The organism is Pseudomonas marginalis (assembly GCF_008692035.1).
In the GTDB taxonomy this organism is placed as follows: domain Bacteria; phylum Pseudomonadota; class Gammaproteobacteria; order Pseudomonadales; family Pseudomonadaceae; genus Aquipseudomonas; species Aquipseudomonas marginalis.
Genome location: NZ_VTFG01000001.1, coordinates 3,028,331 through 3,053,687 on the forward strand (window position 1 = coordinate 3,028,331; position 25,357 = coordinate 3,053,687).

29 protein-coding genes and 3 pseudogenes are annotated in these 25,357 nt (G+C 60.6%); 17 read left to right on the forward strand and 15 right to left on the reverse strand.

Annotated features, from left to right (window positions below; all coding sequences use genetic code 11):
• Positions 1-59: 59 nt before the first annotated feature.
• Entirely contained in the window at positions 60-746 is a 687-nt protein-coding gene (locus FX984_RS14140; RefSeq protein WP_027607634.1) for an LrgB family protein, read from the reverse strand.
• On the reverse strand, positions 736-1,122 hold the full coding sequence (locus FX984_RS14145; protein ID WP_146478292.1) for a CidA/LrgA family protein: 387 nt from the start codon (positions 1,120-1,122) through the stop codon (positions 736-738). The genes FX984_RS14140 and FX984_RS14145 overlap by 11 nt, the downstream gene beginning before the upstream one ends.
• A gap of 98 nt (positions 1,123-1,220) precedes the next feature.
• Between FX984_RS14145 and FX984_RS14150 the strand changes: the two genes are divergently transcribed.
• Positions 1,221-2,117 carry a LysR family transcriptional regulator gene (locus FX984_RS14150; protein WP_146478291.1) on the forward strand — a complete coding sequence of 299 codons (897 nt, stop codon included), beginning with the start codon at positions 1,221-1,223 and terminating at the stop codon, positions 2,115-2,117.
• Here FX984_RS14150 and FX984_RS14155 read toward each other — a convergent pair.
• Positions 2,098-2,553 (reverse strand): flavodoxin, encoded by a 456-nt coding sequence (locus FX984_RS14155; protein ID WP_065925982.1) that lies wholly within the window; start codon positions 2,551-2,553, stop codon positions 2,098-2,100. The genes FX984_RS14150 and FX984_RS14155 overlap by 20 nt on opposite strands.
• Positions 2,554-2,682: 129 nt before the next feature.
• On the opposite strand from FX984_RS14155, the gene FX984_RS14160 reads away from it, so the two are divergent.
• Positions 2,683-3,150, forward strand: coding sequence for a PAS domain-containing protein (locus FX984_RS14160; RefSeq protein ID WP_027607638.1), 468 nt, complete (start codon positions 2,683-2,685; stop codon positions 3,148-3,150).
• Between the two features lie 59 nt (positions 3,151-3,209).
• Complete coding sequence (locus tag FX984_RS14165; protein WP_027607639.1) at positions 3,210-3,815, forward strand: hypothetical protein; 606 nt, start codon at positions 3,210-3,212, stop codon at positions 3,813-3,815.
• Between the two features lie 2 nt (positions 3,816-3,817).
• Here the strand turns inward: FX984_RS14165 and FX984_RS14170 are convergent, their stop codons facing one another.
• Positions 3,818-4,777 (reverse strand): MerR family transcriptional regulator, encoded by a 960-nt coding sequence (locus tag FX984_RS14170; protein ID WP_146478290.1) that lies wholly within the window; start codon positions 4,775-4,777, stop codon positions 3,818-3,820.
• 214 nt (positions 4,778-4,991) lie between these two features.
• Here FX984_RS14170 and FX984_RS14175 point away from each other — a divergent pair, with 214 nt between their 5' ends.
• The 6 genes from FX984_RS14175 to FX984_RS14200 are packed head-to-tail and all read left to right on the forward strand — an operon-like array spanning position 4,992 to position 7,929.
• Positions 4,992-5,552 (forward strand): antibiotic biosynthesis monooxygenase, encoded by a 561-nt coding sequence (locus FX984_RS14175; RefSeq protein ID WP_027607641.1) that lies wholly within the window; start codon positions 4,992-4,994, stop codon positions 5,550-5,552.
• Between the two features lie 57 nt (positions 5,553-5,609).
• Positions 5,610-6,320: a dihydromonapterin reductase gene (folM, locus tag FX984_RS14180; protein ID WP_027607642.1), complete on the forward strand. Its 711-nt coding sequence runs from the start codon at positions 5,610-5,612 to the stop codon at positions 6,318-6,320.
• Positions 6,321-6,340: 20 nt separating this feature from the next.
• Positions 6,341-6,901, forward strand: coding sequence for a GTP cyclohydrolase I FolE (gene folE / locus FX984_RS14185; protein ID WP_027607643.1), 561 nt, complete (start codon positions 6,341-6,343; stop codon positions 6,899-6,901).
• Positions 6,902-6,903: 2 nt separating this feature from the next.
• Positions 6,904-7,275: a dihydroneopterin triphosphate 2'-epimerase gene (gene folX, locus FX984_RS14190; RefSeq protein ID WP_003194073.1), complete on the forward strand. Its 372-nt coding sequence runs from the start codon at positions 6,904-6,906 to the stop codon at positions 7,273-7,275.
• 23 nt (positions 7,276-7,298) lie between these two features.
• Positions 7,299-7,595, forward strand: a complete 297-nt coding sequence (locus FX984_RS14195; protein ID WP_027607644.1) for a DUF1244 domain-containing protein — start codon at positions 7,299-7,301, stop codon at positions 7,593-7,595.
• Positions 7,588-7,929 (forward strand): HopJ type III effector protein, encoded by a 342-nt coding sequence (locus FX984_RS14200; RefSeq protein ID WP_027607645.1) that lies wholly within the window; start codon positions 7,588-7,590, stop codon positions 7,927-7,929. Before FX984_RS14195 ends, FX984_RS14200 begins: the two co-directional genes overlap by 8 nt.
• Positions 7,930-8,031: 102 nt before the next feature.
• Here the strand turns inward: FX984_RS14200 and trxB are convergent, their stop codons facing one another.
• Positions 8,032-8,994 carry a thioredoxin-disulfide reductase gene (gene trxB, locus FX984_RS14205; protein ID WP_025858049.1) on the reverse strand — a complete coding sequence of 321 codons (963 nt, stop codon included), beginning with the start codon at positions 8,992-8,994 and terminating at the stop codon, positions 8,032-8,034.
• A 294-nt stretch (positions 8,995-9,288) separates the two neighbouring features.
• Between trxB and cysZ the strand changes: the two genes are divergently transcribed.
• Both cysZ and FX984_RS14220 read left to right on the forward strand, forming a co-directional pair.
• Positions 9,289-10,053 carry a sulfate transporter CysZ gene (cysZ, locus tag FX984_RS14215; RefSeq protein ID WP_027607646.1) on the forward strand — a complete coding sequence of 255 codons (765 nt, stop codon included), beginning with the start codon at positions 9,289-9,291 and terminating at the stop codon, positions 10,051-10,053.
• A gap of 54 nt (positions 10,054-10,107) precedes the next feature.
• Entirely contained in the window at positions 10,108-11,286 is a 1,179-nt protein-coding gene (locus FX984_RS14220) for a glycosyltransferase family 4 protein (protein WP_092359313.1), read from the forward strand.
• 936 nt (positions 11,287-12,222) lie between these two features.
• Here the strand turns inward: FX984_RS14220 and FX984_RS14225 are convergent.
• From FX984_RS14225 to rplU, 7 genes are all read right to left on the reverse strand, one after another.
• The gene (locus tag FX984_RS14225; protein ID WP_065925973.1) at positions 12,223-13,326 is read right to left on the reverse strand and encodes an NADH:flavin oxidoreductase; all 1,104 of its coding nucleotides are present in this window, start codon (positions 13,324-13,326) and stop codon (positions 12,223-12,225) included.
• 194 nt (positions 13,327-13,520) lie between these two features.
• A complete protein-coding gene (locus tag FX984_RS14230) occupies positions 13,521-14,003 on the reverse strand; it encodes a glutathione peroxidase (RefSeq protein WP_027607649.1) in 483 nt (160 codons plus the stop codon).
• A gap of 101 nt (positions 14,004-14,104) precedes the next feature.
• Positions 14,105-14,569: a CreA family protein gene (locus FX984_RS14235; RefSeq protein ID WP_027607650.1), complete on the reverse strand. Its 465-nt coding sequence runs from the start codon at positions 14,567-14,569 to the stop codon at positions 14,105-14,107.
• Between the two features lie 16 nt (positions 14,570-14,585).
• Complete coding sequence (gene proB / locus FX984_RS14240) at positions 14,586-15,704, reverse strand: glutamate 5-kinase (protein ID WP_065939004.1); 1,119 nt, start codon at positions 15,702-15,704, stop codon at positions 14,586-14,588.
• A 109-nt stretch (positions 15,705-15,813) separates the two neighbouring features.
• Positions 15,814-17,037 carry an Obg family GTPase CgtA gene (gene cgtA / locus FX984_RS14245; RefSeq protein WP_015885843.1) on the reverse strand — a complete coding sequence of 408 codons (1,224 nt, stop codon included), beginning with the start codon at positions 17,035-17,037 and terminating at the stop codon, positions 15,814-15,816.
• 194 nt (positions 17,038-17,231) lie between these two features.
• Positions 17,232-17,489 carry a 50S ribosomal protein L27 gene (rpmA, locus tag FX984_RS14250; RefSeq protein ID WP_003176049.1) on the reverse strand — a complete coding sequence of 86 codons (258 nt, stop codon included), beginning with the start codon at positions 17,487-17,489 and terminating at the stop codon, positions 17,232-17,234.
• Positions 17,490-17,523: 34 nt separating this feature from the next.
• Complete coding sequence (gene rplU, locus FX984_RS14255) at positions 17,524-17,838, reverse strand: 50S ribosomal protein L21 (protein WP_003176051.1); 315 nt, start codon at positions 17,836-17,838, stop codon at positions 17,524-17,526.
• Positions 17,839-18,077: 239 nt separating this feature from the next.
• On the opposite strand from rplU, the gene FX984_RS14260 reads away from it, so the two are divergent.
• From FX984_RS14260 to FX984_RS14270, 3 genes are all read left to right on the forward strand, one after another.
• Positions 18,078-19,046, forward strand: a complete 969-nt coding sequence (locus FX984_RS14260) for a polyprenyl synthetase family protein (protein WP_027607652.1) — start codon at positions 18,078-18,080, stop codon at positions 19,044-19,046.
• 192 nt (positions 19,047-19,238) lie between these two features.
• Positions 19,239-19,580, forward strand: coding sequence for a zinc ribbon domain-containing protein YjdM (locus FX984_RS14265; protein WP_003230858.1), 342 nt, complete (start codon positions 19,239-19,241; stop codon positions 19,578-19,580).
• Positions 19,581-19,739: 159 nt separating this feature from the next.
• Entirely contained in the window at positions 19,740-19,997 is a 258-nt protein-coding gene (locus tag FX984_RS14270; RefSeq protein WP_003194088.1) for a PA4570 family protein, read from the forward strand.
• Positions 19,998-20,057: 60 nt separating this feature from the next.
• Here the strand turns inward: FX984_RS14270 and bamJ are convergent, their stop codons facing one another.
• Positions 20,058-20,675: a BamJ family beta-barrel-assembly machinery protein gene (bamJ, locus tag FX984_RS14275; protein WP_003176055.1), complete on the reverse strand. Its 618-nt coding sequence runs from the start codon at positions 20,673-20,675 to the stop codon at positions 20,058-20,060.
• A 262-nt stretch (positions 20,676-20,937) separates the two neighbouring features.
• On the opposite strand from bamJ, the pseudogene FX984_RS33190 reads away from it, so the two are divergent.
• From FX984_RS33190 to FX984_RS33195, 3 pseudogenes are all read left to right on the forward strand, one after another.
• Positions 20,938-21,735, forward strand: a pseudogene (locus FX984_RS33190) (methyl-accepting chemotaxis protein); the annotation flags it as partial.
• Positions 21,736-21,855: 120 nt separating this feature from the next.
• Positions 21,856-22,002 (forward strand): annotated as a pseudogene (locus FX984_RS33365) (HAMP domain-containing protein); the annotation flags it as partial.
• A gap of 261 nt (positions 22,003-22,263) precedes the next feature.
• Positions 22,264-22,857 (forward strand): annotated as a pseudogene (locus FX984_RS33195) (methyl-accepting chemotaxis protein); the annotation flags it as partial.
• 638 nt (positions 22,858-23,495) lie between these two features.
• Here FX984_RS33195 and FX984_RS14285 read toward each other — a convergent pair.
• Both FX984_RS14285 and FX984_RS14290 read right to left on the reverse strand, forming a co-directional pair.
• Positions 23,496-23,864 (reverse strand): glyoxalase superfamily protein, encoded by a 369-nt coding sequence (locus tag FX984_RS14285; RefSeq protein WP_065939002.1) that lies wholly within the window; start codon positions 23,862-23,864, stop codon positions 23,496-23,498.
• Between the two features lie 29 nt (positions 23,865-23,893).
• The gene (locus FX984_RS14290; protein ID WP_092359317.1) at positions 23,894-25,357 is read right to left on the reverse strand and encodes an N-acyl-D-amino-acid deacylase family protein; all 1,464 of its coding nucleotides are present in this window, start codon (positions 25,355-25,357) and stop codon (positions 23,894-23,896) included.

Below are 25,357 nucleotides of genomic sequence, written 5' to 3' on the forward strand. Positions count from 1 at the left end.
GCCAGCTTGATGACCGAGCGGGTCAGTTCAGAGAATAGTTGAAGTTTGTTTAAAGCGCGTCAGAGAAGCGCCGCCAAAAAAGGCACGGCAAACAGGTTGAGCAACCCCGTCAACACCATCACCAGGCCGGCGACCGAGCCCTCTTCGCCACCCACTTCATGGGCGCGGCTGACACCCGCACCGTGGGCGCCCACGCCAAACAATGCGCCACGTGCCAGGGGTGTCCGCAGCGGCAGCCATTTGAGCAAGACACCACCGAGCATGGCGCCGAACACACCGGTGAACATCACGAACACCGCCGTCAGCTCCGGCACGCCACCCAGGTCGGAAGACACCGGCATGGCGAACGGTGTGGTGATCGAGCGCGGCACCAGCGACATCGTCACGGCGCTGTCCAACGCCAGGGCTTTTGCCAGGCCGAACGAGGTCGCGATCGACGCCACGCTGCCCGCCATCATGCCCAGCAACAACGCTGGCCAGTGCCGCGCCAGCAAGCGGCGCTGCTGCCAGATCGGCACGGCAAACGCCACAGTCACCGGGCCCAGCACCAGCATCAGCCAGTGGGTGTCGGTGGCGTATTCGGCATAGGCGGTGTGCATCGGCAAGGCCACCGCCAGCAACAGTGCCGGCACCAGGATCAGCGGCGACAGCAGGTAGCGCCCGGTACGTCGGTAGAGCCAGCGGCTGAATACGTAGGCGCCCAGGGTCAAGGCGAGCCAGAACACCGGCATCAGCTCAAGCTTCATGGCGCAACCTCCAGCGGCACACCGCTTCTACCGTAAACGCCGTGACCAGCATCACCGCCAGCGTGCTCAAGCTGATCACCAACAGGATGCGCCAGCCATCGTTGCGCAGCAGGCCACCGTAATCGAGCAGGCTCATCAGGGCCGGGATGAAGAACAGCAGCATCTCGGCCATCAACACCCCGGCGCCCAATTGCAGTGCCGCCGGTTTGACCAGGCCGCTGGCGAACGTTGCCAGCAACAGGCCCAGGCCCACCACGCCACCGGGAATGGGCCAAGCTAGCCAGCTCGCCAACTGGGTGCCCAGCAGATAAATCGCGAGCAGCACGACCAGTTCAGTCAGCAAACGGCCAAGGTGTTTGAAGGGAAAACGTTTCATGGGCTTTGGGTCCTCGCAGGCCCCCATTTTAGAGTGCGGCCTTCCATCCCCACAGCGAATTGTTAGACTGCCAGCCATTCCAAACTGGAATCAGGCCGATGGAATTCAAACAGCTGCGCAGCTTTGTCGAAGTGATCCACCGAGGGGGCTTTACCCAGGCGGGGAAAACCCTGCATATCAGCCAGTCCGCCGTCAGCAAACAGGTGGCGCAACTGGAGCAAAGCCTTGGCACACCGCTGCTCGACCGCATCGGCTCGCAGACCCGCCTGACCGCCGCCGGCCAGGTCGTACTGCAACGCGCCGAAGCCATGTTGCGCCTGCAAGCCGAACTGCTGAGCGAGCTGGACGATATGCAGCAGCTCACCCGCGGCGAGTTGCGCCTGGGCCTGCCGCTGCTGGCGGGTGACACGCTGTTCGCCGGGTTGTTTGCCGAGTACCGCCGGCGCTACCCGAACGTCACCATCCAACTGCTGGAAGGCGGTAGCCGCAATATCGAACAGGCCATCCTGAGCGGTGAGCTGGAAGTGGGCGGCAGCTTGAAACCCAATGATCCGGCGTTTGCCTGGCAAGCCTTTTGCGATGAACCCCTGGACGCACTGCTGCCGATTGACCATCCCCTGGCGGACAACGCTCAGGTGCGCCTCGAGGAATTGGCGGACACACCGTTCCTGATGTACCAGCGCAGCTTTGTGCTTAACGACCGCCTGATGCAGGCGTGTCAGCAGTTGGGTTTTACCCCGAAGGAAATCGGCCGCAGCGGCCAAGCGGATTTCCTCGCCGCCTTGGTGGCCGCCGGCCAAGGCGTGGTGCTGCTGCCCAGCGTGGTCGCCCGTGGGCTGGTGCGACCTGGGGTGGTGCGCCTGACGTTGAAGGCGCCCGACTACCTGCGCTGGGACATTGCCTTTATCTGGCGTGAGGGCGCCTACCTGTCGAGAGCCGCCCAGGCCTGGCTGGCGTTGTTACGCGAGTTTCCGGTCAAGCGCGCAGTGCAGTGACCAGCTCGGCCAGCCATGGCTCGGCGTCGGCTTCCGGGGTGACGCTTTCGCTGGCGTCCAGGCGCAGCATCGGCAGCACTTCACGCACACCCAACTCGCCGAACAGCTCGCGCATTTGCTCGCCGCCGCCACAGAAGGTATCGCCGTAGCTGGCATCGCCCAGGCCGATCACTGCGCCGGGCAGGCCGCGCCAAGCGGCGGGCAGTTGGTCGCGAATGGTTGAATACAGGGGTTGCAGGTTGTCGGGCAATTCGCCCATGCCGGTGGTGGAGGTCACCGCCAGAAAGGCTTGCGGACTGAAGGCTATTACATCCGCCAAGGTCGCACGGGGATTGTGCCAGGCCTCAAAGCCGGCCTTGTTGAGGAGGTCGGCGGCGTGGCGCGCGACTTCTTCAGCCGTGCCGTACACCGAGCCGGAAAGGATGGCGACTTTCATCAATCTGATCCTGTAGTTGAGCGAAAGCCTGGGATATTAGCAGCTGGCGCAAATATTTCGGCGCCCGCCGTGCAAGATTCAAGGCATGTCTTAAACTGCCCACTCCAACCACAAGCCATGGACCGCTCAATGATTAACGCCAAGCTGATGCAAATGGTGATCAACGCTTCCAACGACGGCATCGTCGTCGCTGAAAGAGAAGGCAAGGACAAGCCGCTGATCTACGTGAACCCTGCATTCGAACGGCTGACCGGCTACACCCTCGACGAAATCCTCTATCAGGATTGCCGCTTCCTGCAATCCGGCGACCGTGACCAGCCGGCCCTGATGGCCATCCGTGAAGCGCTGGAGAACGGCGGTGCCTGCCGGGAAACCCTGCGCAATTACCGCAAGGACGGCAGCCATTTCTGGAACGAACTGTCCCTTTCAACGGTTTACAACGCCGCGGACAAGCAGACGTATTTCGTCGGTGTACAAAAGGACGTCACGCTCCAGGTCAAGGCCCAGCAGCGTGTCGCGCAGCTGGAAAGTGAACTGGCCGAGGTCAAGGCCGAGCTGGCAGCGCTCAAAGCGACAAGCGGATTAAACAAAATTTAGAAACTGCGGCCATAACAGCGGATAATGGCACTTTAATACCTCTCCATTGAGCAAGCACGATGCAACGCAATGCGCTTCTGACCCAGGATGAGCTGGATTTCATTCAGAGCATGCAGCACAACCCGCAACTCAACCTGCGGGATGCTTCGTCGAGCCTGACCGTCAACGGCGGTGCACAGATTCGCGACTTGCTCACCCGCCTGGCCGCCCATGACCACCTCACCATCCAGGCGCAGTTCGACAACCAGCAACTGACCTTCCCCCTGCATCTGGTAGAGGATGAGTTCAATGCGGTGCATCTGCGTTTGGGCGTGCCGAGTATTTTCGAAGACGGGCCGATGATACGCCCGTGGCGCCTGGCGCTTGAAACGCCGGTGGCGCTGGAGAACATCCGCGGTGCTGCTGGCGCCCTGCGGGTGCATGAAGTGTCATTCAAGGGTGTGCTGGTGGAGATTCGCAGCCGGATCAAGCCGCCAAAAACCTTTTCCCTGTGGTTCAGCCCGTCGGGCTACGAACGCATCGCGCTGCGCGGCTCGTTCGAGCGGGAAACGGCGCGAGGTTTGTTTGCCTACCGCTTGAGCCAAAGCGACGTGGATGAAACCGAGCGCCTGCGTCAGTTCATCCTGCACCAGCACCGCCTGGTCCACCCGCACATGCATGCCTGAAATCAGGTATCCAGCGCGCCGCTGAGAAACTGTTGCAAGCGCCGCCGCATCAAGCGACCTTCATTGCCCAGGCAGCCGATGGACGTGCCGGCCAGGCCGTCCTCGGCAAGATCCGACGCCGCACCTGCAAGCAGCAGCGGGCAATCCAGGGTCAACGCCAAGCGGTTCAAACGCCCGGCAAGATCATGGTTATGCGAGTAATTAGAGAAGAGGATCAGCGCCTGTGGGTGAGTCTTCTCGCAGACCAGCGTCAACTCGTCAAACGGCTGTCCCATGCCCAGCACTTTCACGGCCAGGTCATCCCGGCTCATCAAGAGCGCCGCCACCAGCAACTCCAACTTGCGGCACTCACCCGCCATGGCCGCCAGCAATACCCGCGGCACGGTTGAAGCACACGCCAGTTGCAGGCGCTCCAGGGCACGCACTCGCAGGAAGTTGTCGAAGAACAGCCACTCGCTGGCCTGGCCGAAACGCCCCTGATGACGCAACAGCTCATTCCACAGGGGCATCAGAATGTCCTGGAACACCACGTCAAGTGGGTAGGTAGCCAGGACCTGCCCATACACACGCTCCAGTTGACGGTCATCGAAGTCGCTTACGGCCTGCATCAGCCGCGCCTGCCACTGCGGCCATTCGCTTTCCTCGACCGCATTGCGCTGCGCACGAACGGCTTCGGCCTGCTGATCGTCGCGAGCGAGGATCTTGCCCACTTTGCTTACGGCGACGCCGCGTTCGATCCAATCGAGAATACGATGGACTGTCTGTATATCGGCCTTGGAATAGAGGCGATGCCCGCTTTCAGTGCGCGTGGGCTGTATCAGCCCATAACGGCGCTCCCAGGCACGCAGGGTGACCGGGTTGACGCCTGTCAATCTCGAGACTTCACGGATCGGAAACAGCTCATCGGAATCAGTGGAATCCAGATGCGAAACACTTTCAAGCGGAGCAGTAATCACGGGCATTTTTGACCAAAAAACCAACGTTAACTGGGCGCTCATTTAACGCCTTTACACCTGTCTTTTTCAAGTTTCCCGCTTTTCGGACCAATGTCGCTGGTGTATTCGGGTAAAACAGGAATAATCCTTGCCTGCTTTTTACGCGTCGCTGCAACACCCCGCAGCTTCGTCTGTGCGCCACCTACACGGTCCAGTGCACCCGTACATTTGGAGATACACAATGTCTACCTCTCCCGTCACCTTGATGGTTGCGCGCCGCGTGGCCAAAGGGCGCTATGAAGAACTGATGGCCTGGCTGCGCGAAGGCGAGCAATTGGCCACCGACTTCCCCGGTTACCTGGGCTCCGGCGTGCTGGCCCCACCGCCCAATGACGATGAATTCCAGATCATTTTCCGCTTCGCCGATGAGAAGACCCTGCACGCCTGGGAGTTTTCCGCTTCACGCAGTGCGTGGTTGAGCCGTGGCAGCGATTTGTTCGCCGACCCGTCCGAGCACCGTGTACGGGGCATCGATGGCTGGTTTGGCGCAGCGGGTGCCCGTCCGCCACGCTGGAAGCAGGCGGTGGCGATCTGGCTGGCGTTTTTCCCGGTGTCGCTGCTGTTCAACTTCGTCCTGGGGCCGCTGCTCAGTGAACTCGAGCTGGGGCCACGGGTGCTGGTCAGCACAATCGCACTCACGCCCTTGATGGTGTACTGGTTCATTCCGCTGTCGACCCACCTGCTGGCGAACTGGCTGCACCCAGCGCCAGCCCCGCGCAAGGCCTCCGAAGCGGCGGCGTGAGTACAGGGGCGGCCCGTCGCTGGTATGATTTGCGCCTGCCAGCGACGCGAGCCTCCCATGACTGCAACGAACGCCCCGATCCTGATCACCGGCGCCGGCCAGCGCGTCGGCCTGCATTGCGCCGAGCGCCTGCTGGACGAAGGCCAGCCGGTGATTTTCAGCTACCGCAGCGAACGCCCCGGCGTGCAGGCCCTGCGTGAGCGTGGCGCAGTCGGCGTGTTTGCCGACTTTTCCACCGAAGCCGGGATTCTCGCGTTTATCGCTGAACTGAACAGCCACACCCAAAGCCTGCGTGCGATCATCCACAACGCTTCGGCTTGGGTCGCGGAGGCGCCGGGCGACGAAAGCCGTGCCTTTACCGACATGTTCAGCGTGCACATGCTTGCGCCATACCTGATCAACCTGCATTGTTCACCCTTGCTGCAACGCTCGACACCTGCCGACATCGTGCATATCAGCGATGACGTGGTACGCAAGGGCAGCCGCCAGCACATCGCCTACTGCGCCACCAAGGCCGGGCTCGACAGCCTGACGCTGTCGTTCGCCGCGCAGTTTGCGCCGCTGATCAAGGTCAACGGCATCGCCCCGGCGATGGTGATGTTCAACGAAGGCGACGACGCGGCCTATCGCACCAAGGTGCTGGCCAAGTCGGCTCTGGGCATCGAGCCTGGCCCCGAGGTGATCTACCAGAGTGTGCGTTACCTGCTGGACAACCCCTATGTCACCGGTACCACCCTGACCGTCAACGGCGGGCGGCATATCAAGTAAGCCGTTTGTGAGGATGTTGTATGACCTTATCCCTGCCCCACCATTACCGCGAGATCCTCAAGGGCCTGGGCGAAGACCCGGAACGCGAAGGCTTGCTCGACACCCCCAAGCGCGCCGCCAAGGCCATGCAGTACCTGTGTCATGGCTATGAACAGAACCTCGAGGAAATCGTCAACGGCGCACTGTTCGCCTCCGACAACGACGAGATGGTGATCCTCAAGGACATCGAGCTGTATTCGCTGTGCGAGCATCACCTGCTGCCCTTTATCGGCAAGGCCCACGTGGCCTATATTCCGACCGGCAGGGTACTGGGCCTGTCGAAGCTGGCGCGCATCGTCGACATGTTCGCCCGGCGCCTGCAGATCCAGGAAAACCTCACCCGGCAAATCGCCGATGCCATCCAGGACGTGACCCAGGCCGCTGGCGTGGCCGTGGTGATCGAAGCCAAGCACATGTGCATGATGATGCGCGGCGTGGAAAAACAGAATTCAACCATGAACACCTCGGTGATGCTCGGCGCGTTCCGCGAGTCGAACACCACGCGCATGGAGTTCCTGCAACTGATTGGACGGAGCAAGTAGCAATGCCACAACTTCAACCAGGCATGGCGCGCATCCGGGTCAAGGACCTGTGCCTGCGCACCTTCATCGGTATCAATGAGGACGAAATCCTCAACAAGCAGGATGTGCTGATCAACCTGACCATCCTGTATGCCGCCCAGGAAGCCGTGCGCGACAACGACATCGACCACGCGCTGAACTACCGCACCATCACCAAGGCCATCATCGCCCACGTGGAAGGCAACCGCTTTGCCTTGCTGGAGCGCCTGACCCAGGAACTGCTGGACCTGGTGATGAGCAACGAATCGGTGCTGTACGCCGAAGTCGAAGTGGACAAGCCCCATGCGCTGCGCTTTGCCGAGTCGGTGTCGATTACCCTGGCGGCCAGCCGCTAACCCCTGAATTGTCAGTGAGCCCTATGAACGATCAACAACGCCTCGAACTCGAAGCCGCCGCCTTCCGCCGCCTGGTGGCGCACCTGGACAGCCGCAAGGATGTGCAGAACATCGACCTGATGAACCTCGCCGGTTTCTGCCGTAACTGCCTGTCCAAGTGGTACAAGGCCGAGGCCGACGAGCGCCAGATCGAGCTGAGCCTCGATGACGCCCGTGAAGTGGTGTACGGCATGCCGTACGCCGAGTGGAAAGCCCAATACCAGCAAGAAGCCAGCGCCGAACAACAGGCGGCGTTCGCCAAAGGAAAAACCCATGACTGATTTGAACACCCTGCGCGCCAGCCTCGACAGCGGCGCACACGTTTTTGCCGACACCCTGGCGTTTATCGCTGCCGGTTACGATTACCAGCCGCAGGCCTTCACCAACGGCGATGTGGAAAACGCTGCCGGGCAGAACGAAGGTTCGTGCAAGACCTTGGGCCTGGCGCTGCTGGAAGGCTTGAGCGACCAGGAAGCGCTGCTGGCGTTTGGCGAGCATTACCGCTCGGTGGTGGCCACGCCTGAGGGCAGTGACCATGGCAATATCCGCGCGTTGATTGCCCATGGGTTGGCAGGTGTGAAATTCGCCGCCCAGCCACTGACCCGCAAATCCTGAGTCAGATGCAGATCAAAATGTGGGAGAGGGCTTGTCCCTCCCAGATTTAAATTGCACCCATAAAAAAACCGGCCTCGTAGCCGGTTTTTTTATTTCAACAATTTAGAACGCAGCGTCCTTCAAACCGTCGAGGTAACGCTCGGCGTCCAGGGCCGCCATGCAACCGGCGCCGGCCGAGGTGATGGCCTGGCGGTAAACGTGATCGGCCACGTCGCCGGCAGCGAAGATGCCTTCGATGTTGGTCGCGGTGGCGTTGCCTTCACGACCGCCTTGCACCACCAGGTAACCGTCTTTGGCTTCCAGCACGCCTTCGAACAACGACGTGTTCGGGGTGTGGCCGATGGCGATGAACACGCCGTCGACTTTCAGCTCGTCGAAGCTGCCGTCGTTGTTTTTCAGGCGAGCACCGGTCACACCCATGTTGTCGCCCAGGACTTCATCCAGGGTGGCGTTGAGCTTGAGGATGATCTTGCCTTCGGCGACACGGGCGTGCAGCTTGTCGATCAGGATCTTCTCGGCGCGGAACGTCTCGCGGCGGTGAACCAGGGTCACGGTGCTGGCGATGTTGGCCAGGTACAGTGCCTCTTCCACGGCCGTGTTGCCGCCACCGACCACGGCGACCGGCTTGTTGCGGTAGAAGAACCCGTCACAGGTGGCGCAAGCGGAAACACCCTTGCCCATGAACGCTTCTTCCGATGGCAGGCCCAGGTAACGAGCGCTGGCGCCGGTGGCGATGATCAGTGCGTCGCAGGTGTAGACGCCGCTGTCGCCGGTCAGGCTGTAAGGCTTCTTGGAGAAGTCGACCTTGTTGATGTGATCAAACACGATCTCGGTTTCAAAGCGCTCGGCGTGCTCTTTCATACGCTCCATCAACACCGGGCCGGTCAGGCCGTGGACATCGCCCGGCCAGTTGTCGACTTCAGTGGTGGTGGTCAACTGACCGCCCGCCTGCATGCCGGTGATCAGCAGCGGCTTGAGGTTGGCCCGGGCAGCGTAGACGGCAGCGCTGTAACCGGCAGGGCCGGAACCGAGAATAATCACTCGCGAATGACGGGTATCAGACATGACTCACTCCTATCGACCGCCCGGACTACAAGACGGCTGGAATAAAAAAGGGACCACGAAGCACTTGGGGAAGGCTTTAACTCGCAGGCCCTGAAAAATAATGGGTGCAGCGTATCGAGGGGGGCAAGATTAAGGAAATACGCAATAACAATCCAGCTCATAGGCGGTCTCTATGCAGTCAGGCCGATTAATCGACGCCTTTGTTACCGTTGATGTCGTCACACCGACCACGCTTTCGCCTTGAAGGCAAAGCCGGTAAGGTCGGCGCGTTCGTCATCCTGCTCGGAGTTCTCCATGCCCGCCCCTGTTCTTTCCGGCCCGCAATACCTGCGTGAAGGCCTCAAACTGGTGCTGAGCCCCGGCCTGCGGCTGTTTGTGCTGCTGCCGCTGGCGATCAACCTGGTGCTGTTCGTCGGCTTGATCTACTTTGCCGGCCATCAGTTCAGCCTGTGGGTCGACCACTTGATGCCGACCCTGCCCGGCTGGCTGAGCTTTCTGAATTACCTGCTATGGCCGCTGTTTGTAGTGCTGGTGGTGCTGATGGTGTTTTTCACCTTCACCATGCTCGCCAATATCATCGCGGCACCGTTCAATGGCTTTCTTTCCGAGAAAGTCGAAGTGGTGGTACGGGGTACCGATGACTTCCCGGCCTTCAGCTGGGGCGAACTGATTGAAATGGTTCCGCGTACCCTGGCCCGGGAAATGCGCAAGCTGGGCTACTTCCTGCCACGGGCCATCGGCCTGTTTATCCTGTCTTTCATTCCGGTGGTCAACCTGATCGCCGCGCCACTGTGGCTGCTGTTCGGCGTGTGGATGATGGCGATCCAATACATCGACTACCCGGCCGATAACCACAAGCTGGGCTGGAACGAAATGCTCGCCTGGCTGCGCCAGAAGCGCTGGCAGAGCATGAGCTTCGGCGGCATCGTCTACCTGGTGCTGCTGGTGCCAGTGGTCAACCTGTTGATGATGCCGGCGGCAGTGGCCGGGGCGACGTTGTTCTGGGTGCGCGAACAGGGCGCCGAGGCCATGGCGACGCCGAAAGTGGCCAAGTCATAAATCCATCATCTGCATGACACAATGGCGACATGGCCCACGGCGACACTGTGGGTCATGACGACAGCTTCGCTCCACATCACTCTCATCACCGAAACCTTCCCGCCAGAGATCAACGGGGTGGCCAATACCCTTGGCCGCCTGTGCGAAGGTTTGCGCGCGCGCGGCCATCAAGTCGAACTGGTTCGCCCGCGCCAGGGCGCCGATGCAAGCCGGCCCAGCGATGATGGCTTGCTGCTCTGCCGTGGCTGGCCGCTGCCGGGTTACCCCGGCCTGCAATGGGGCCAGTCGTCGATGCACAAGTTGCTGCGCCGCTGGACCCGCCAGCGCCCCGACGTGCTCTACATCGCCACCGAGGGCCCGCTGGGGCTGTCGGCGCTGCGGGCGGCACGGCGCCTGGGAATCAGTGTGGTCAGCGGTTTTCACACCAATTTCCAGCAGTACTCCAACCAGTACGGCCTGAGCCTGTTAAGCCGCATGGTCACGCACTACCTGCGCTGGTTTCATAACCGTTCGACCTTGACCCTGGTGCCCAGCGCCAGCCAACGCCTGGAACTGGAGCGTCGGCATTTCGAGCGCCTGGGGATGCTGGCGCGCGGGGTGGACAGCCAGTTATTCCACCCGGCCAAGCGTGACAACGCACTGCGGGAAAGCTGGGGCCTGGAAAACGACGATATTGCCGTGCTGCACGTGGGGCGCCTGGCCCAGGAGAAAAACCTCGGGCTGCTCAAGCGCTGCTTTGACGCGCTGCTGGCAACTTATCCACAGCGTCGGCTGAAGCTGATCATCGTCGGCGATGGCCCGCAACGCCCGATGCTCGAGCGCGACCTACCCGACGCGGTGTTCTGTGGCACCCAGCGCGGCGAAGAACTGGCGCGGCATTACGCATCAGGGGATGTGTTCCTGTTCCCCAGCCTGACCGAAACCTTCGGCAATGTGGTGCTCGAGGCCATGGCCTCCGGGCTGGGTGTGGTGGCGTACGACCAGGCGGCGGCGACCCAGCATATCCGCCATGGTTACAACGGTGTGCTGGCCATGCCGGGTGATGAGGACGCGTTTTGCGATGCGGCCAGATGGTTGCTGGAAGACAGCGAACATTTGCGCAGGGCCCGCCTCAATGCACGCCAACATGCGAGCCGCCAGGGCTGGCCGGCGATTATCGAGCAGTTCGAGAACCAGTTACGCGATGTGTGCGCAGAACATTCGGCAGCTCCAACACTGCCTGACATTCGTTGAACGCTCTACGAATGACGTAGGCCAATTCCCCGCCCTGCCTGCCTACCCATTGAATACTGGTTTCAACGGTAGGAATCCCTCCCTGAGACTGCCTGAATCGGTACGCCACAACAGGATATTTCCGGAACGTCGAGCGAATTATCACCACTGATATGACACCTGCCGTAAGAGGGGGTGTGTCCCTGTGAAACACACTCGAACGAGGCAGGTCATTCATGCTGAAAAACTAATAGAGAGCACTATGTCGACACTGATAAATGGATCAATGGCGCTGAGATTCCAACCATTCAACCCCTCCGCATGGGCATCCCCATCCGGAAGCGGTCACAACCACCAGAACCACGCAAACACTGGCTGGAACCGCCCGCAACCTTCGCGCCCGCAAAACAACTGGCAAACGGCGCAGAATGACTGGCAACGCCCACCGCACACCCCTGACAACCGCCCGCAGTCCACACGCCCGCAAAACGCCTGGCGGCCGGCGCAGAACGACTGGCAACGCCCACCGCATAACCCTGACAACCGCCCGCAGTCCACACGCCCGCAAAACGCCTGGCGGCCGGCGCAGAACGACTGGCAACGCCCACTGCACAACCCTGACAACCGCCCACAGTCCACACACCCGCAAAACGCCTGGCAACCGGCGCAGAACGCCTGGCAACGCCCGCAGCCCACTGACGGCCTCCCACGACCTGGCGGTACGCGCCCAAACCAGGAGCAATGTTCCGTCAGGCCACCTCAATGGGCACGTTCCGACCAGACGGACAGCACTTCTAGCTTTAACCAATATGGACCAAGGACAAGGCAATAAGCATTGAGGCGAATGATGGTCTGAACACAAGCGGAAGGCCGGGTACTCAATACCCGGCCTTTCGCCTGAAACAGCTAAACCTTCACGCTCAGCCGTCGATAGTGACCGCAGGCCTGGGCTCCCCCCTACACCAGGGTCGTCAACGCCTCGCGACTGAACGGCAGAATGTCGCCTTCACGACCTTCACGCACCTTCACGGCCCAATCCGGATCTACCAGCAGCGCACGGCCAACAGCGACCAGGTCGAACTCGTCGTTGTTCAAGCGCTCCAGCAGTTTTTCCAGACTGGCCGGTTGGGCGACCTTGTCGGTATTGACCATGAACTGCAGGAATTCGCCATCCAGGCCGACACTGCCCACGGTGATCGTCGGTTTACCCGTGAGTTGGCGGGTCCAGCCGGCGAGGTTGAGGTCGGAACCTTCGAACTCCGGCTCCCAGAAACGGCGGGTGGAGCAGTGGAAAATATCCACACCGGCATCAGACAACGGCTTGAGGAATTCACCCAACGCCTCGGGGGTTTGCACCAGGCGTGCGGTGTAGTCCTGCTGCTTCCATTGGGAGAAACGCAAGATGATCGGGAAGTCCGGGCCGACGGCGGCGCGGGTGGCCTGGATCAACTCGATGGCAAAGCGCGAACGGTTGGCCAGGCTGCCGCCGTATTCGTCGGTGCGCTGGTTGCTGCCTTCCCAGAAGAACTGGTCGACCAGGTAGCCATGGGCGCCATGGATTTCCACGCCGTCCATGCCGATGCCCTGGGCATCCTTGGCGGCTTGGGCGAACGCGGCAATGACATCCTTGATGTCCTGGGTGGTCATGCCGTGGACGACCACGTTGCCATCCTTGAGTTTTTCCATCGGGCCGTAGGCCGGCACACTGGCGTCAGGCTCGGTACCGATGCGGCGCACACTGCCCACGTGCCAGAGCTGCGGGACAATCTTGCCACCTTCGGCGTGCACGGCATCGACGACCTTCTTCCAGCCGGCCAGCGCCGCCTCGCCGTAGAAATGCGGGACATTCGGGTAGCCATTGGAGGCCGGGTGACCGACCACGGTGCCTTCGGTAATGATCAGGCCCACGCCGGCAGCGGCACGGCGGCGGTAGTACTCGATGACCTTGGAATCAGGCACGCCACCGGGGGAAAACGAACGGGTCATCGGCGCCATGACCACACGGGTCGACAGCTGCAGTGCACCGAGCTGGAACGGTTTGAACAGGGCTTGGACAGGCATGGGAGCACTCCGCGGAAAACGAGGTTTATGATGCGGATAATATGGGGAGTGCAGCGTGCCGAATAGCACTATTGATTTGGGTGATTAAGGGGTATGAAAGCAGCGGCTAGCTGCAGGTTTAAAGCTGCAAGAGCCGCGCATGTGCTTCTACTTGCAGCTTCAAGCTTACAACTTGAAGCTGCACCGGCACGTGTTCAACTCAGGGCTTTTTCGATGGCCTGCACGACCGTCGGATCATCCGGTGCAGTGCGCGGCGAGAATCGCGCGAGGACCCGGCCATCCTTGCCCAGCAGGAATTTCTCGAAATTCCAGGTGATATCCCCTGGAAACTCTGCACCCTCGCCCGCCAGCAAACGGTACAGTTGGTGACGCTCAGGGCCGTTCACATCGAGTTTGCTGCCCAGGGGGAAGGTCACGCCGTAGTTCAGGCTGCAGAACTCGCGGATTTCTTCCTCGGTGCCCGGTTCCTGGCCAGCAAACTGGTTGCACGGCAGGCCAAGCACGGTAAAACCCTGGTCCTTGTACTGCTGATAGAGGTTTTCCAACGCAGCGTACTGCGGGGTCAAGCCACATTTGGAGGCTACGTTGACCACCAGCACAACGTGCCCCTTGAAGGGCGCCAGCGGCAGCTCTTGTCCGTCCAAAGCTTTGAGTTTCAGGTCGTGGAAAGCACTCATGACGAACTCCAGATTTCCCATGTTCTTAGCAAAGCAGCGCTTCGAGATTACAACCCGCAAGCCTGCAATCATAGACGCCGATTGCAAAACTCGCCTGCGGATTACTGAGCGGTCGGCCACGGCAGAATAGGAATCGCCGTCACCGCGTTCTGCGGGCTGCCTTCGATCAAGCGGTCACTGTAGACCAGGTACACCAGGGTATTGCGCTTCTTGTCGAGGAAACGCACCACCTGCATGGTCTTGAACACCAGCGAGGTGCGCTCCTTGAACACTTCGTCGCCGTCCTTGAGCTCGCCCTTGAAGCGAATCGGGCCGACCTGACGGCAGGCGATCGAGGCTTCGGCACGGTCTTCGGCCAGGCCCAGGCCGCCTTTCACGCCACCGGTCTTGGCGCGCGACAAATAGCAGGTCACGCCGTCGACCTTGGGGTCATCGAACGCTTCGACCACAATCCGGTCGTTGGGGCCGACGAACTTGAACACCGTCGACACCTGGCCAACTTCTTCGGCCGAAGCCAGCAGCGGCAGGGCCAGCAGCAGGCCGAGCAATCCCTTCATCACGCGCATCGTGTATTCCCTTTGTTTAGACCAGGATCAGGTTATCGCGGTGAACCAGTTCCGGCTCCGCCATGTAACCCAAGAGTCCGACAATCGCGTCAGACGATTGTCCGATGATTTTCTGCGCTTCCAGGGCGCTGTAGTTGGCCAGGCCCCGGGCGATCTCACGACCGTCGGGCGCCACGCACACCACCATCTCGCCACGGCGGAAGCTGCCCTGCACCAACTTGACGCCCACCGGCAGCAGGCTCTTGTTGCCCTGGGACAACGCCGACACCGCGCCATCGTCGAGCACCAGGGTGCCACGGGTTTGCAGGTGCCCGGCCAGCCATTGCTTGCGCGCCGCGAGCATGCCGCGTTCGGGCGACAGCAGCGTACCGATGCGCTCACCCGCCTTGAGGCGATCCAGCACACGCTCCAGGCGCCCACCGACGATGATGGTGTGGGCCCCGGAACGTGCTGCCAGGCGTGCTGCGCGCAACTTGGTCTGCATGCCGCCACGCCCCAGGGCGCCGCCGACGCTGCCGGCCACGGCGTCGAGCGCCGGATCATCGGCGCGCGCTTCGTAGATCAGTTGGGCATCGGGGTTATGGCGTGGGTCAGCGTCGAACATGCCGTCGCGGTCAGTGAGGATCACCAGCAGGTCGGCCTCCACCAGGTTGGCCACCAGCGCGGCCAGGGTGTCGTTGTCGCCGAAACGGATTTCGTCGGTGACCACGGTGTCATTCTCGTTGATCACCGGGATGACCTTGAGCTCCACCAGCGCACGCAAGGTGCTGCGGGCGTTGAGGTAGCGCTTGCGGTCGGACAGGTCGTCGTGGGTCAGCAGGATCTGCGCCGTGTGGCGGCCGTGCTCGGCAAAGCTGGATTCCCAGGCTTGCACCAGGCCCATCTGGCCGATGGCGGCGGCGGCTTGCAGCTCATGCATCGCGCTGGGTCGCGCGGTCCAGCCGAGGCGGCTCATCCCGGCGGCAACTGCCCCGGACGACACCAGCACCAACTCGACACCTGCTTCATGCAAGGCCACCATCTGCTCGACCCAGACGCTCATGGCTGCACGATCCAGGCCTTTGCCATCTGCCGTCAGCAGCGCACTTCCGATCTTTACGACCCAGCGCTGCGCACCTGTCACTTTGCTCCGCATCATCTTCAACCTTAGATTGAGGGCCGCGCGACCCAGCGCCGCCCATAACGTTATACCCGGATACCAAAACGCCGCTCCTGGGAGCGGCGTTCAAGTTTATCGCAACGGATCAGTCGCGCACGTAAATGATTTCCGGACCGTCTTCGTCATCCACGTCTTCTTCGTCCCAATCATCGTCGCCAATGTCATGGACCGACTTCACGCCGCTGCGGCGCAGGGCACGCTGGTCGTCCAGGGCTTGCAACTGGGCACGGGCCTCGTCTTCGATCTGCTGATCGAGTTCGGCGAGTTCGGCCTTGAATACCGGGTCGGCCGCCAGACGGTCGGCACGGTCTTCCAGGTAGCGCATGATGTCGCGGGTCAGGCGCTCGGTGCCTTCTTTGGCGATCGCCGAGATCACGTAGACCGGACCGGTCCATTCCAGGCGATCGACGATTTCCTTGACGCGCTCCTCGTGCTCTTCCTCGAGGATCTGGTCGCACTTGTTCAGCACCAACCAGCGATCACGCTCGGCCAGGGCCGGGCTGAACTTGGTCAGCTCGCTGACGATCACTTCGGCGGCGTCCGGTGCACTGGTGTCATCCAAGGGCGCCATGTCGACGAGGTGCAGCAGCAAACGGGTGCGGGACAAATGCTTGAGGAAGCGAATCCCCAGGCCTGCGCCGTCGGAAGCCCCTTCGATCAGGCCGGGAATGTCGGCGATCACAAAGCTTTTCCAGCGGTCGACGCTGACCACGCCCAGGTTTGGCACCAGGGTGGTGAACGGGTAGTCGGCGACTTTCGGCTTGGCGGCCGACACCGAGCGGATGAAGGTACTTTTGCCGGCGTTCGGCAGGCCCAGCAGGCCCACGTCAGCCAGTACTTTCATTTCCAGCTTCAGGTCACGCTGCTCGCCAGGCTTGCCCGGCGTGGTCTGGCGCGGTGCACGGTTGGTACTGGACTTGAATCGGGTGTTACCCAGACCGTGCCAGCCGCCCTGTACAACCATCAGTTTCTGGCCGGCCTTGGTCAGGTCGCCAATCACTTCCTGGGTCGCGGAGTCGATGATCGTGGTGCCGACCGGTACGCGCAGTACCAGGTCTTCGCCTTTTTTACCGGTGCAGTCTGTGCTGCCGCCGTTGGAGCCACGCTCGGCATCGAAATGCCGGGTGTAACGGTAGTCCACCAGGGTGTTGAGGTTTTCGTCGGCCATCATGTAGATGGAACCGCCGTCACCGCCGTCACCGCCGTTGGGGCCACCGTTTTCGATGAATTTTTCGCGACGGAAACTCATGCAACCGTTACCGCCGTCGCCTGCTTTTACTCGGATGGAAACTTCATCAACGAACTTCATAACAAAACGCCTCTCGCCGCACGGACGAGCTTAAGAAACCAAGACATAAGACTCTTGCAAAAATGAGCGCAGCGACCTCAATCAACAGCCGCAAATCCAGCTGCTTGAGCCCATTACAAACAGCTTTGCAAGAGACTCACTCCACAAACGAAAAAGCCCCGTCGCAAGACAGGGCTTTTCCAGCGATCGCGCAATTAAGCGGCGACAACGCTCACGTAACGGCGGTTGAACGCGCCTTTTACTTCAAACTTGATCACGCCTTCGATTTTCGCGAAGAGGGTGTGATCTTTACCCATGCCAACACCGTAACCGGCGTGGAATTGGGTGCCGCGCTGACGCACGATGATGTTGCCCGGAATGATTTTCTGGCCGCCATACATCTTAACGCCAAGGCGTTTGGCTTCTGAGTCGCGACCGTTACGGGTACTACCACCAGCTTTTTTGTGTGCCATGAGTCAATTCTCCTAGTGAGGAATTAGGCTGAAATTAAGCCTGAATACCGGTGATTTTGATCTCGGTGTACCACTGGCGGTGGCCCATACGCTTCATGTGGTGCTTACGACGACGGAACTTGATGATGCGGACTTTATCGTGACGACCTTGGGAGATCACTTCAGCCACAACGGTAGCGCCAGCAACAACTGGAGCGCCGATGTTCACGTCATCGCCATTGGCGACCAACAGAACGCGATCAAAGGTAACGGATTCGCCGGTAGCGATTTCCAGTTTTTCGATCTTCAGGTATTCACCTGGGGCGACCTTGTATTGCTTGCCACCAGTAACAATTACTGCGTACGACATGGTATTTCTCCGATAATCCTGCTCACCCAGCGCTTTATAAGAAGAGGTATTGGCTGGCATGGCTGCATGGGATGGACGTCCCGAATGCAATTGCGTAAGGCAGGTGCTGCCCAGGAAGTTCAGGGTGCGCGATTGTACGCAAGGTAAATGGGTGTTGCAAGTGGCCGTCTATCGCGCCTTGACACCCGGGGGTCAGGGTCCTAGCATGCCGCGCAACCCTTCTGGAGCGACTGTCGCTGATGCAACCCCAAGCTTTCTACCGCGCGGTCGCGGACGATTTTAGCGCCGTCGACGGCATCATCAAGCAGCAGCTGACGTCTAAAGTGCCGCTGGTCTCCAAAATTGGCGACTACATTACGTCGGCGGGCGGTAAACGCCTGCGTCCTTTATTAGTGCTGCTGTGTGGCAAGGCCCTGGGCCGCGAAGGCGATGACCTGCGCCTGCTGGCCGCCACCATCGAATTCCTGCACACCGCGACCCTGCTGCATGACGACGTGGTCGACATGTCCGGCATGCGCCGTGGCCGCGAGACCGCCAATGCGATGTGGGGCAATGCCCCGAGCGTGCTGGTGGGCGACTTCCTGTACTCGCGCTCGTTCGAAATGATGGTCGAGCTGGGCTCGATGCCGGTGATGAAGATTCTTTCCCAGGCCACGCGCATCATCGCTGAAGGCGAAGTGCTGCAGCTGTCCAAGGTTCGCGACGCCAGCACCACCGAAGAAACCTATATGGAAGTGATTCGCGGCAAGACCGCGATGCTCTTCGAAGCCTCCACACACAGTGCCGCCGCGCTCTGTGGCGCGACCGCCGAGCAGGCCGAAGCCCTGCGGACCTTCGGTGATCACCTGGGCGTGGCATTCCAGCTGGTGGACGACCTGCTCGACTACCGTGGCGATGCAGAAACCCTGGGCAAGAACGTCGGCGACGACCTGGCCGAAGGCAAACCGACCTTGCCGCTGATCTACACCATGCGCGAAGGCACGCCGGAACAGGCGGCCCTGGTGCGCAAGGCGATCCAGAAAGGCGGGATCGAAGACCTGGAGGCCATCCGCGCTGCCGTGGAAGCGTCCGGTTCCCTGGAGTACACCGCGCAACTGGCGCGTGACTACGTGGCCCGTGCGATCCAGTGCCTGCAAGCCCTGCCGGCCAGCGAGTACCGGGATGCCCTGGTTGAGCTGAGTGAGTTTGCGGTCGCGCGTACTCACTAAAACATACCTGCAAGACCAATGTGTGAGGGGGCTTGCTCCCGATAGCGGTGGATCAGCCGGTCGATGTATCGACTGGAACACCGTCACCGGGGGCACGCCCCCTCCCACATTTGGATTTCATACAGCCTGCGACATCACAAAACCCTATATAATGTGCGACTTTTAGTCATCCCTGAATCTCAAGGAGCTTTAGTGAGCACGTTGCCACCCTGCCCGAAATGCAATTCCGAATACACCTATGAAGACGGCGCCCAGCTGATCTGCCCGGAATGCGCCCATGAGTGGTCCGCCAATGGCGAGGCCGAAGTGGCCGGCGATGAAACCGTGAAGAAAGACTCTGTGGGCAACGTCCTGCAGGACGGCGACACCATCACCGTGATCAAAGACCTCAAGGTCAAGGGTACGTCCCTGGTCGTGAAGGTCGGCACCAAGGTCAAGAACATCCGCCTGTGCGACGGCGACCACGATATCGATTGCAAGATCGACGGTATCGGCCCGATGAAACTCAAGTCCGAGTTCGTGCGCAAAGTCTGAACCTGCTGCATCCATCCCGCGCCCGCGCGGGATGGCGTTTTGCCCTCCCCGTTGACCCCTCGCAATATCCACACAGAAAAACCAGGAAACTGCCAATAGGCACTTGCTATTCTACGAATAAGAATTATTCTCATTGAAACCCATCAAGGAGATGTACCCATGACTTATTTGATAGATGCCTGGCTCGACCGCCCACACCCTTACCTGCGCATCCTTCATCGGGAAACCGGCGAAGTCTGTGCGGTGCTGGAAGAAGAAGCGCTGAATGAATTGCAGGATCAGGGTGACCTGGACGTCAACGGCCTGAGTTCGAGTGAACCAGGAGTGCTCAAGGAAGTGGTGCGTAATCTGTTTCTGTTCTGCTATGCCCGAGCGTTGCGCCCGGCGACGGAGCTCAATGGCAAGTTCCATCCATGAACACACCGGCAAAACACTGTGGGAACGAACGACCCCGTTCCCACAGGTAACCAGCAGGTCTTACAGAACGTCGAGCAGTTCGACGTCGAATACCAGCACGCTGTGCGGCGGAATGCTGCCAACGCCTTGAGCGCCGTAAGCCAACTCGCTCGGCACGTACAGGCGCCATTTGCTGCCGGCATTCATCAGTTGCAGGGCTTCGGTCCAGCCGGCGATCACGCCGCCTACCGGGAATTCTGCAGGCTGGCCACGCTCGTAGGAGCTGTCGAACACAGTGCCGTCGATCAAGGTGCCGTGGTAGTGAGTACGAACCTGGTCTTCACGGGTCGGCTTGGCGCCGTCACCAGCGGTCAGCACTTCAAATTGCAGGCCGGAAGCCAGGGTGGTGATGCCATCACGCTTGGCGTTTTCAGCCAGGAACGCCAGGCCAGCGCCGGCAGCGGCTTCAGCCTTGGCAGCGGCCTCGGCTTGCATGATTTCGCGGATGACCTTGAAGCTGGCGGCCATTTGCTCCTGGTCAACACGGCTTGGTTTGCCGGCGAATGCATCGGTCAGGCCAGCCAGGATCGCGTCCAGGCTCACACCCGGTGGTGGGTTGTCGCGCAGTTGGTCGCCCAACTGACGGCCGATACCGTAGCTGACGCGGGTTTCGTCGGTGGACAGATTAACTTCGGACATGAAGAGGCTCCGCTGTAGGGCAGCACTGGAAACAGTGATGTGCGCGCCGCCCTGAACTAAAAGGGCCAGCAGACTAGCACACAAGACCTGCCCGTGATGAGCCCTGCACGGTAGCGCGACACCGGGATCGCGACCCTTCGTCGCAGGCACGATAAAAGCGCTTCAGATTCAAACCCTTTCGCCGATACAGGCCTACACACCTTGGCTGGCTCAAACAACAACACCGTCCAGCAGACAAAAAATCACCTTCGCGGAGCATTCGATGAACAGCTGGTTCGGTAACATCAGCGTCAACCTCAAACTGGGCCTGGGCTTCGGCCTGGTACTGGTTCTCACCTCAATCCTGGCCTTCACCGGCTGGACCAGCCTGGGCAGCCTGATCGACCGTAGTAACTGGATGAGCGATATCACCCAGCTCAACGCGTCGCTGACCAAACTGCGCATCGTGCGCCTGCAATACATGTTGGCCAACGGTGATGAAGCCGTGGCGCAGAACGTGCAGACCAGCCTGGATGCCTTTGCTGCCCAGCAACAGAAACTCCTGGACAGCTTCAAGAGCCCGGAAAACGTCAAGCTGCTCAACGAGCAGAAAGCCATCATCACGGCTTATCAGCAATCCCTGAACAAAATGCGTGAGGCTTACCGTAACGGCAACGCTGCTCGCCAGGTCATGGGGGACAAGGCCGATATCGCCAACGCCCAGATCGATGCGCTGGACACCAGCGTGCAGCAGATACCCGACAGCCCGGAGCGCTTCACTCAGTTCCAGGCGGTGACCAACGCCAAGCAGGCGTTCCAGTTGGCCCGCTACGAAGTGCGTGGCTACACCAACAACGTCAACCCGGACACCGAAGCCCGCGCTGCGGCACAAATCGAGAAAGCCATCGGCGGCTTGAAAGGCCTCAGTGTCGCATTCGGCGCCAGCCAGCAAAGCGCGCTGAGCGCCCTGGAAACCGCCCTGGGCGCCTATCGCACAGCCGTTCAAAACTACAAGACGGCCAACGCCAATATTGTGGCTGCCCGTGCCGAAATGACCACCCAAGGCGCCGATATCGTCACCATCAGCGACAAGCTCTACGACATCCAGCTGGATCGTCGCGACGCCGAAAGTGCCCAGGCCCGTAGCCTGCAGTTGATCAGCACGCTGCTGGCACTGCTGGTCGGTATCATCGCGGCACTGGTGATCACCCGCCAGATCACCCGTCCACTGCAGGAAACCCTGGCTGTGGTTGAGCGCATCGCCTCCGGCGACCTGAGCCACAATATCCAGGTCACCCGTCGCGATGAACTGGGCGTACTGCAACAAGGCATCCAGCGCATGGGCACCACCTTGCGTGAACTGATCAGCGGGATTCGCGACGGCGTGACCCAGATCGCCAGTGCCGCCGAAGAGTTGTCGGCCGTCACCGAGCAGACCAGCGCCGGTGTGAACAGCCAGAAGATCGAGACCGATCAGGTCGCCACGGCAATGCACGAAATGACCGCCACCGTGCAGGAAGTCGCACGCAACGCCGAGCAAGCCTCTCTGGCTGCCGCAGACGCTGACGGCCAGGCCCGCGCAGGCGATAAAGTGGTGGCCGAGGCCATCGCCCAGATCGAACGCCTGGCCGCCGAAGTGGAACGTTCCACCGATGCCATGGCGCACCTGCAACAAGAGAGCAACAAGATCGGCAGCGTGATGGACGTGATCAAGGCGGTGGCCGAACAGACCAACCTGCTCGCGCTCAACGCAGCGATCGAAGCGGCGCGTGCCGGTGAAGCCGGTCGTGGCTTTGCCGTGGTCGCCGACGAAGTGCGTGGCCTGGCCCAGCGCACGCAGAAATCCACCGAGGAAATCGAAGGCCTGGTCGCCGGTTTGCAGAACGGCACCCAGCAAGTTGCCAACGTGATGAACAACAGCCGCAGCCTCACCGACAGCAGTGTCGAACTGACGCGCAAGGCCGGTGTGTCCCTGGAAAACATCACCCGCACGGTGTCGAACATCCAGTCGATGAACCAGCAGATCGCCGCCGCTGCCGAACAACAAAGCGCCGTGGCCGAAGAGATCAGCCGCAGCATCGTGAATGTGCGTGATGTGTCCGAGCAGACCGCCACCGCGAGCAATGAAACGGCGAAATCGAGCGTGGAACTGGCGCGTTTGGGTAGCCAGTTGCAGCAGATGGTCAGTCACTTCCGGGTGTAAGAAATCAAAAAGCCGCCTCGGCATATACCGAGGCGGCTCCACCTCTCAGACGTTAGCAGTCATCGAAGCTGTCCCGCAGGAACTTCCATACGTGATAAGCACGTAGGCAGTTCACTACGAGGTTCCATGTACGTCGTGCAAACCTAGACATACTCGGCCCTCCCTGAGTTGGGCCTTACCTCCAGCACACTTACCGGAACATGTGGGCCTTAGGATGCTGGTCATAGCTTCCGATGAGGCGGCCGGGCTTTGGTTCCTCCCGCATAAATCCGGCACGGATTACTAGCCCGTGGCGTTCGGTCCATAATTCCGCGCGCATACCCAGCCACCTACAAAACGACATACTTGGAACGGGGTGATACTAACCAACATCCTCATCGAAGGTGTGACGGGAGATGAGAAAACCCTCCGCGGAGGTCCGCTAATTTATTGCCAATTCTTGCCACCGTTTTTTATAACATTCAGTGAAATGCGTGAAAACCGTCGGCCTTGGCCAGTCCTTGCGGGGCGCGACAATCGGCAGTAGTATTCTTCTCGCTGGTCATAGCTTCCGCTGAATATGCAACCCCAGCTACTAACCGGGATTGCAATAAAAAACCGCCTACCAAGGCGGTTTTTTATTGCCTGCGATTTACCTCTCAGCCCTCACCTTCCTCAACAAACACCACCCGATTCCCAAACGGATCCTTGATGCTCATCTCCCGCGATCCCCAAGGCGTTTGCTCAACCCCAGGCTTGGCGTAACGGTAATCCTTGCCCGCCAACTGCTGCTGGTACGTGTCCACCCCTTGCGCCTGGATCCGCACCGCCGCGCCCGGCGAAGCATCGCCATGATGTTCGGACAGGTGCAGCACACAATCGCCCAGCGAAACCTGCAGATAGAGTGGATAGTTCGCCTCGAAACGATGCTGCCAATCGACCTTGAACCCCAGAAAGTCGACGTAGAACTCCAAGGCCTTGGCCTCATCGAAAATCCGCAGGATGGGGGTGACTTTTCCTAAGTGCATGGCAACCGCTCCGTGTATGAAAGCGCCCACTATAGAGTCGAAAACCCACCACGCAAATCCCCACTGCGCGCCAGGAAGCGCCCCGGTCGCTGACCGTTCGCTTGGCCATCGCTGTAGCTCAATACGCCGTTGACCCACACGCCGTCAATGCCTTGCGCCGCCCGCTGTGGCTCATTGAAATCCGCCACATCCCGCACCCGCAACGGGTCGAACAACACCAGGTCGGCCCAGTGCCCTTCACGAATTTCACCACGCTCGGATAACCCAAAACGCGCTGCCGACAAGCCGGTCATCTTGTGCACGGCGGTGTGCAACGGGAACAACCCGACATCCCGGCTGAAATGTCCCAGCACCCGTGGAAACGCCCCCCACAAGCGTGGGTGTGGAAACGGATCTTCGGGCAACCCATCAGACCCCACCATCGACAATGGATGCGCAAGGATGCGTCGCACATCCGCTTCATCCATCCCGTAGTACACCGCCCCCGCAGGCTGTAGACGACGAGCGGCGTCCATCAACGAGACGTCCCATTCGCCGGCAATGTCCTGCAAGTCGCGCCCTCCCACTTCCGGGTGCGGCGTCGACCAGGTAATCGTGATGCGAAACGCGTCGGTCACCTGCTTGAGGTCCAGGGTCGAAGAACTGGCCGCGTAGGGATAACAATCACACCCCACCGGGTGGGTGTTCGCCGCTGATTCCAACGCTGCCAACAGCTGCGGACTACGCCCCCAGTTCCCCGCGCCCGCACATTTGAGGTGGGAAATAATCACCGGTACCTGTGCGTGCCGGCCGATCAGAAAAGCCTCGTCCATGGCCTCCAGCACCGGTTCGAATTCGCTGCGCAAATGGGTGGTGTAAACCGCACCGAAGGCCGTGAGTTCTTCACTCAGTTGCAGCACCTCATCGGTCTCGGCATTGAACGCGCTGGCGTAGGCCAGGCCGGTGGATAAACCGAGGGCGCCGGCCTCGAGACTCTCGTGCAACTGCACACGCATGGCGGCGATTTCATCCGGTGTGGCGGTGCGATGCAGGTCGTCCATGTGGTTACTGCGCAGCGCCGTGTGACCGATCAATGCCGCGACGTTGACCGCTGGATGAGCGCTTTCAACGGCGCTGCGATAGTCGCTGAACCGGGGATAAACAAACGCCGCAGCGCTGCCCAACAAGTTCATCGGGTCCGGCGGATCGCTGCGCAAACTCACCGGTGAGGCGCTGATGCCACAGTTGCCGACAATCACAGTGGTCACACCCTGGCTGAGCTTGGGCAGCATCTGCGGCTGGCGGATGACCACCGTGTCGTCGTGGGTGTGGACATCGATAAAGCCTGGCGCCAGTACACGGCCAGTCCCATCGATTTCATGCAAGGCCACCGCCGTCGACAAGTCACCGATCGTCTCGATGCGCCCGTCACGCAGCCCCACATCGGCGACAAACCCTTCGGTGTTGCTGCCATCGATGATCAGCGCCTGGCGAATCAGCGTGTCGTACGTCAT

Excerpts from the sequence above, each read along its gene's own strand:
- FX984_RS14150 (WP_146478291.1), top strand. The coding sequence starts at position 1,221 with ATGGAATTCAAACAGCTGCGCAGCTTTGTCGAAGTGATCCACCGAGGG.
- folE (WP_027607643.1), top strand. The coding sequence starts at position 6,341 with ATGACCTTATCCCTGCCCCACCATTACCGCGAGATCCTCAAGGGCCTG.
- FX984_RS14155 (WP_065925982.1), bottom strand. The coding sequence starts at position 2,553 with ATGAAAGTCGCCATCCTTTCCGGCTCGGTGTACGGCACGGCTGAAGAA.
- rplU (WP_003176051.1), bottom strand. The coding sequence starts at position 17,838 with ATGTCGTACGCAGTAATTGTTACTGGTGGCAAGCAATACAAGGTCGCC.
- FX984_RS14195 (WP_027607644.1), top strand. The coding sequence starts at position 7,299 with ATGAACGATCAACAACGCCTCGAACTCGAAGCCGCCGCCTTCCGCCGC.
- FX984_RS14225 (WP_065925973.1), bottom strand. The coding sequence starts at position 13,326 with ATGCCTGTCCAAGCCCTGTTCAAACCGTTCCAGCTCGGTGCACTGCAG.
- cysZ (WP_027607646.1), top strand. The coding sequence starts at position 9,289 with ATGCCCGCCCCTGTTCTTTCCGGCCCGCAATACCTGCGTGAAGGCCTC.
- bamJ (WP_003176055.1), bottom strand. The coding sequence starts at position 20,675 with ATGTCCGAAGTTAATCTGTCCACCGACGAAACCCGCGTCAGCTACGGT.
- FX984_RS14220 (WP_092359313.1), top strand. The coding sequence starts at position 10,108 with ATGACGACAGCTTCGCTCCACATCACTCTCATCACCGAAACCTTCCCG.
- cgtA (WP_015885843.1), bottom strand. The coding sequence starts at position 17,037 with ATGAAGTTCGTTGATGAAGTTTCCATCCGAGTAAAAGCAGGCGACGGC.
- trxB (WP_025858049.1), bottom strand. The coding sequence starts at position 8,994 with ATGTCTGATACCCGTCATTCGCGAGTGATTATTCTCGGTTCCGGCCCT.
- FX984_RS14230 (WP_027607649.1), bottom strand. The coding sequence starts at position 14,003 with ATGAGTGCTTTCCACGACCTGAAACTCAAAGCTTTGGACGGACAAGAG.
- FX984_RS14200 (WP_027607645.1), top strand. The coding sequence starts at position 7,588 with ATGACTGATTTGAACACCCTGCGCGCCAGCCTCGACAGCGGCGCACAC.
- FX984_RS14175 (WP_027607641.1), top strand. The coding sequence starts at position 4,992 with ATGTCTACCTCTCCCGTCACCTTGATGGTTGCGCGCCGCGTGGCCAAA.
- FX984_RS14270 (WP_003194088.1), top strand. The coding sequence starts at position 19,740 with ATGACTTATTTGATAGATGCCTGGCTCGACCGCCCACACCCTTACCTG.
- FX984_RS14235 (WP_027607650.1), bottom strand. The coding sequence starts at position 14,569 with ATGCGCGTGATGAAGGGATTGCTCGGCCTGCTGCTGGCCCTGCCGCTG.
- FX984_RS14165 (WP_027607639.1), top strand. The coding sequence starts at position 3,210 with ATGCAACGCAATGCGCTTCTGACCCAGGATGAGCTGGATTTCATTCAG.
- FX984_RS14290 (WP_092359317.1), bottom strand. The coding sequence starts at position 25,357 with ATGACGTACGACACGCTGATTCGCCAGGCGCTGATCATCGATGGCAGC.
- FX984_RS14145 (WP_146478292.1), bottom strand. The coding sequence starts at position 1,122 with ATGAAACGTTTTCCCTTCAAACACCTTGGCCGTTTGCTGACTGAACTG.
- FX984_RS14170 (WP_146478290.1), bottom strand. The coding sequence starts at position 4,777 with ATGCCCGTGATTACTGCTCCGCTTGAAAGTGTTTCGCATCTGGATTCC.
- folM (WP_027607642.1), top strand. The coding sequence starts at position 5,610 with ATGACTGCAACGAACGCCCCGATCCTGATCACCGGCGCCGGCCAGCGC.
- FX984_RS14260 (WP_027607652.1), top strand. The coding sequence starts at position 18,078 with ATGCAACCCCAAGCTTTCTACCGCGCGGTCGCGGACGATTTTAGCGCC.
- rpmA (WP_003176049.1), bottom strand. The coding sequence starts at position 17,489 with ATGGCACACAAAAAAGCTGGTGGTAGTACCCGTAACGGTCGCGACTCA.
- FX984_RS14160 (WP_027607638.1), top strand. The coding sequence starts at position 2,683 with ATGATTAACGCCAAGCTGATGCAAATGGTGATCAACGCTTCCAACGAC.
- FX984_RS14285 (WP_065939002.1), bottom strand. The coding sequence starts at position 23,864 with ATGCACTTAGGAAAAGTCACCCCCATCCTGCGGATTTTCGATGAGGCC.
- proB (WP_065939004.1), bottom strand. The coding sequence starts at position 15,704 with ATGCGGAGCAAAGTGACAGGTGCGCAGCGCTGGGTCGTAAAGATCGGA.
- FX984_RS14140 (WP_027607634.1), bottom strand. The coding sequence starts at position 746 with ATGAAGCTTGAGCTGATGCCGGTGTTCTGGCTCGCCTTGACCCTGGGC.
- folX (WP_003194073.1), top strand. The coding sequence starts at position 6,904 with ATGCCACAACTTCAACCAGGCATGGCGCGCATCCGGGTCAAGGACCTG.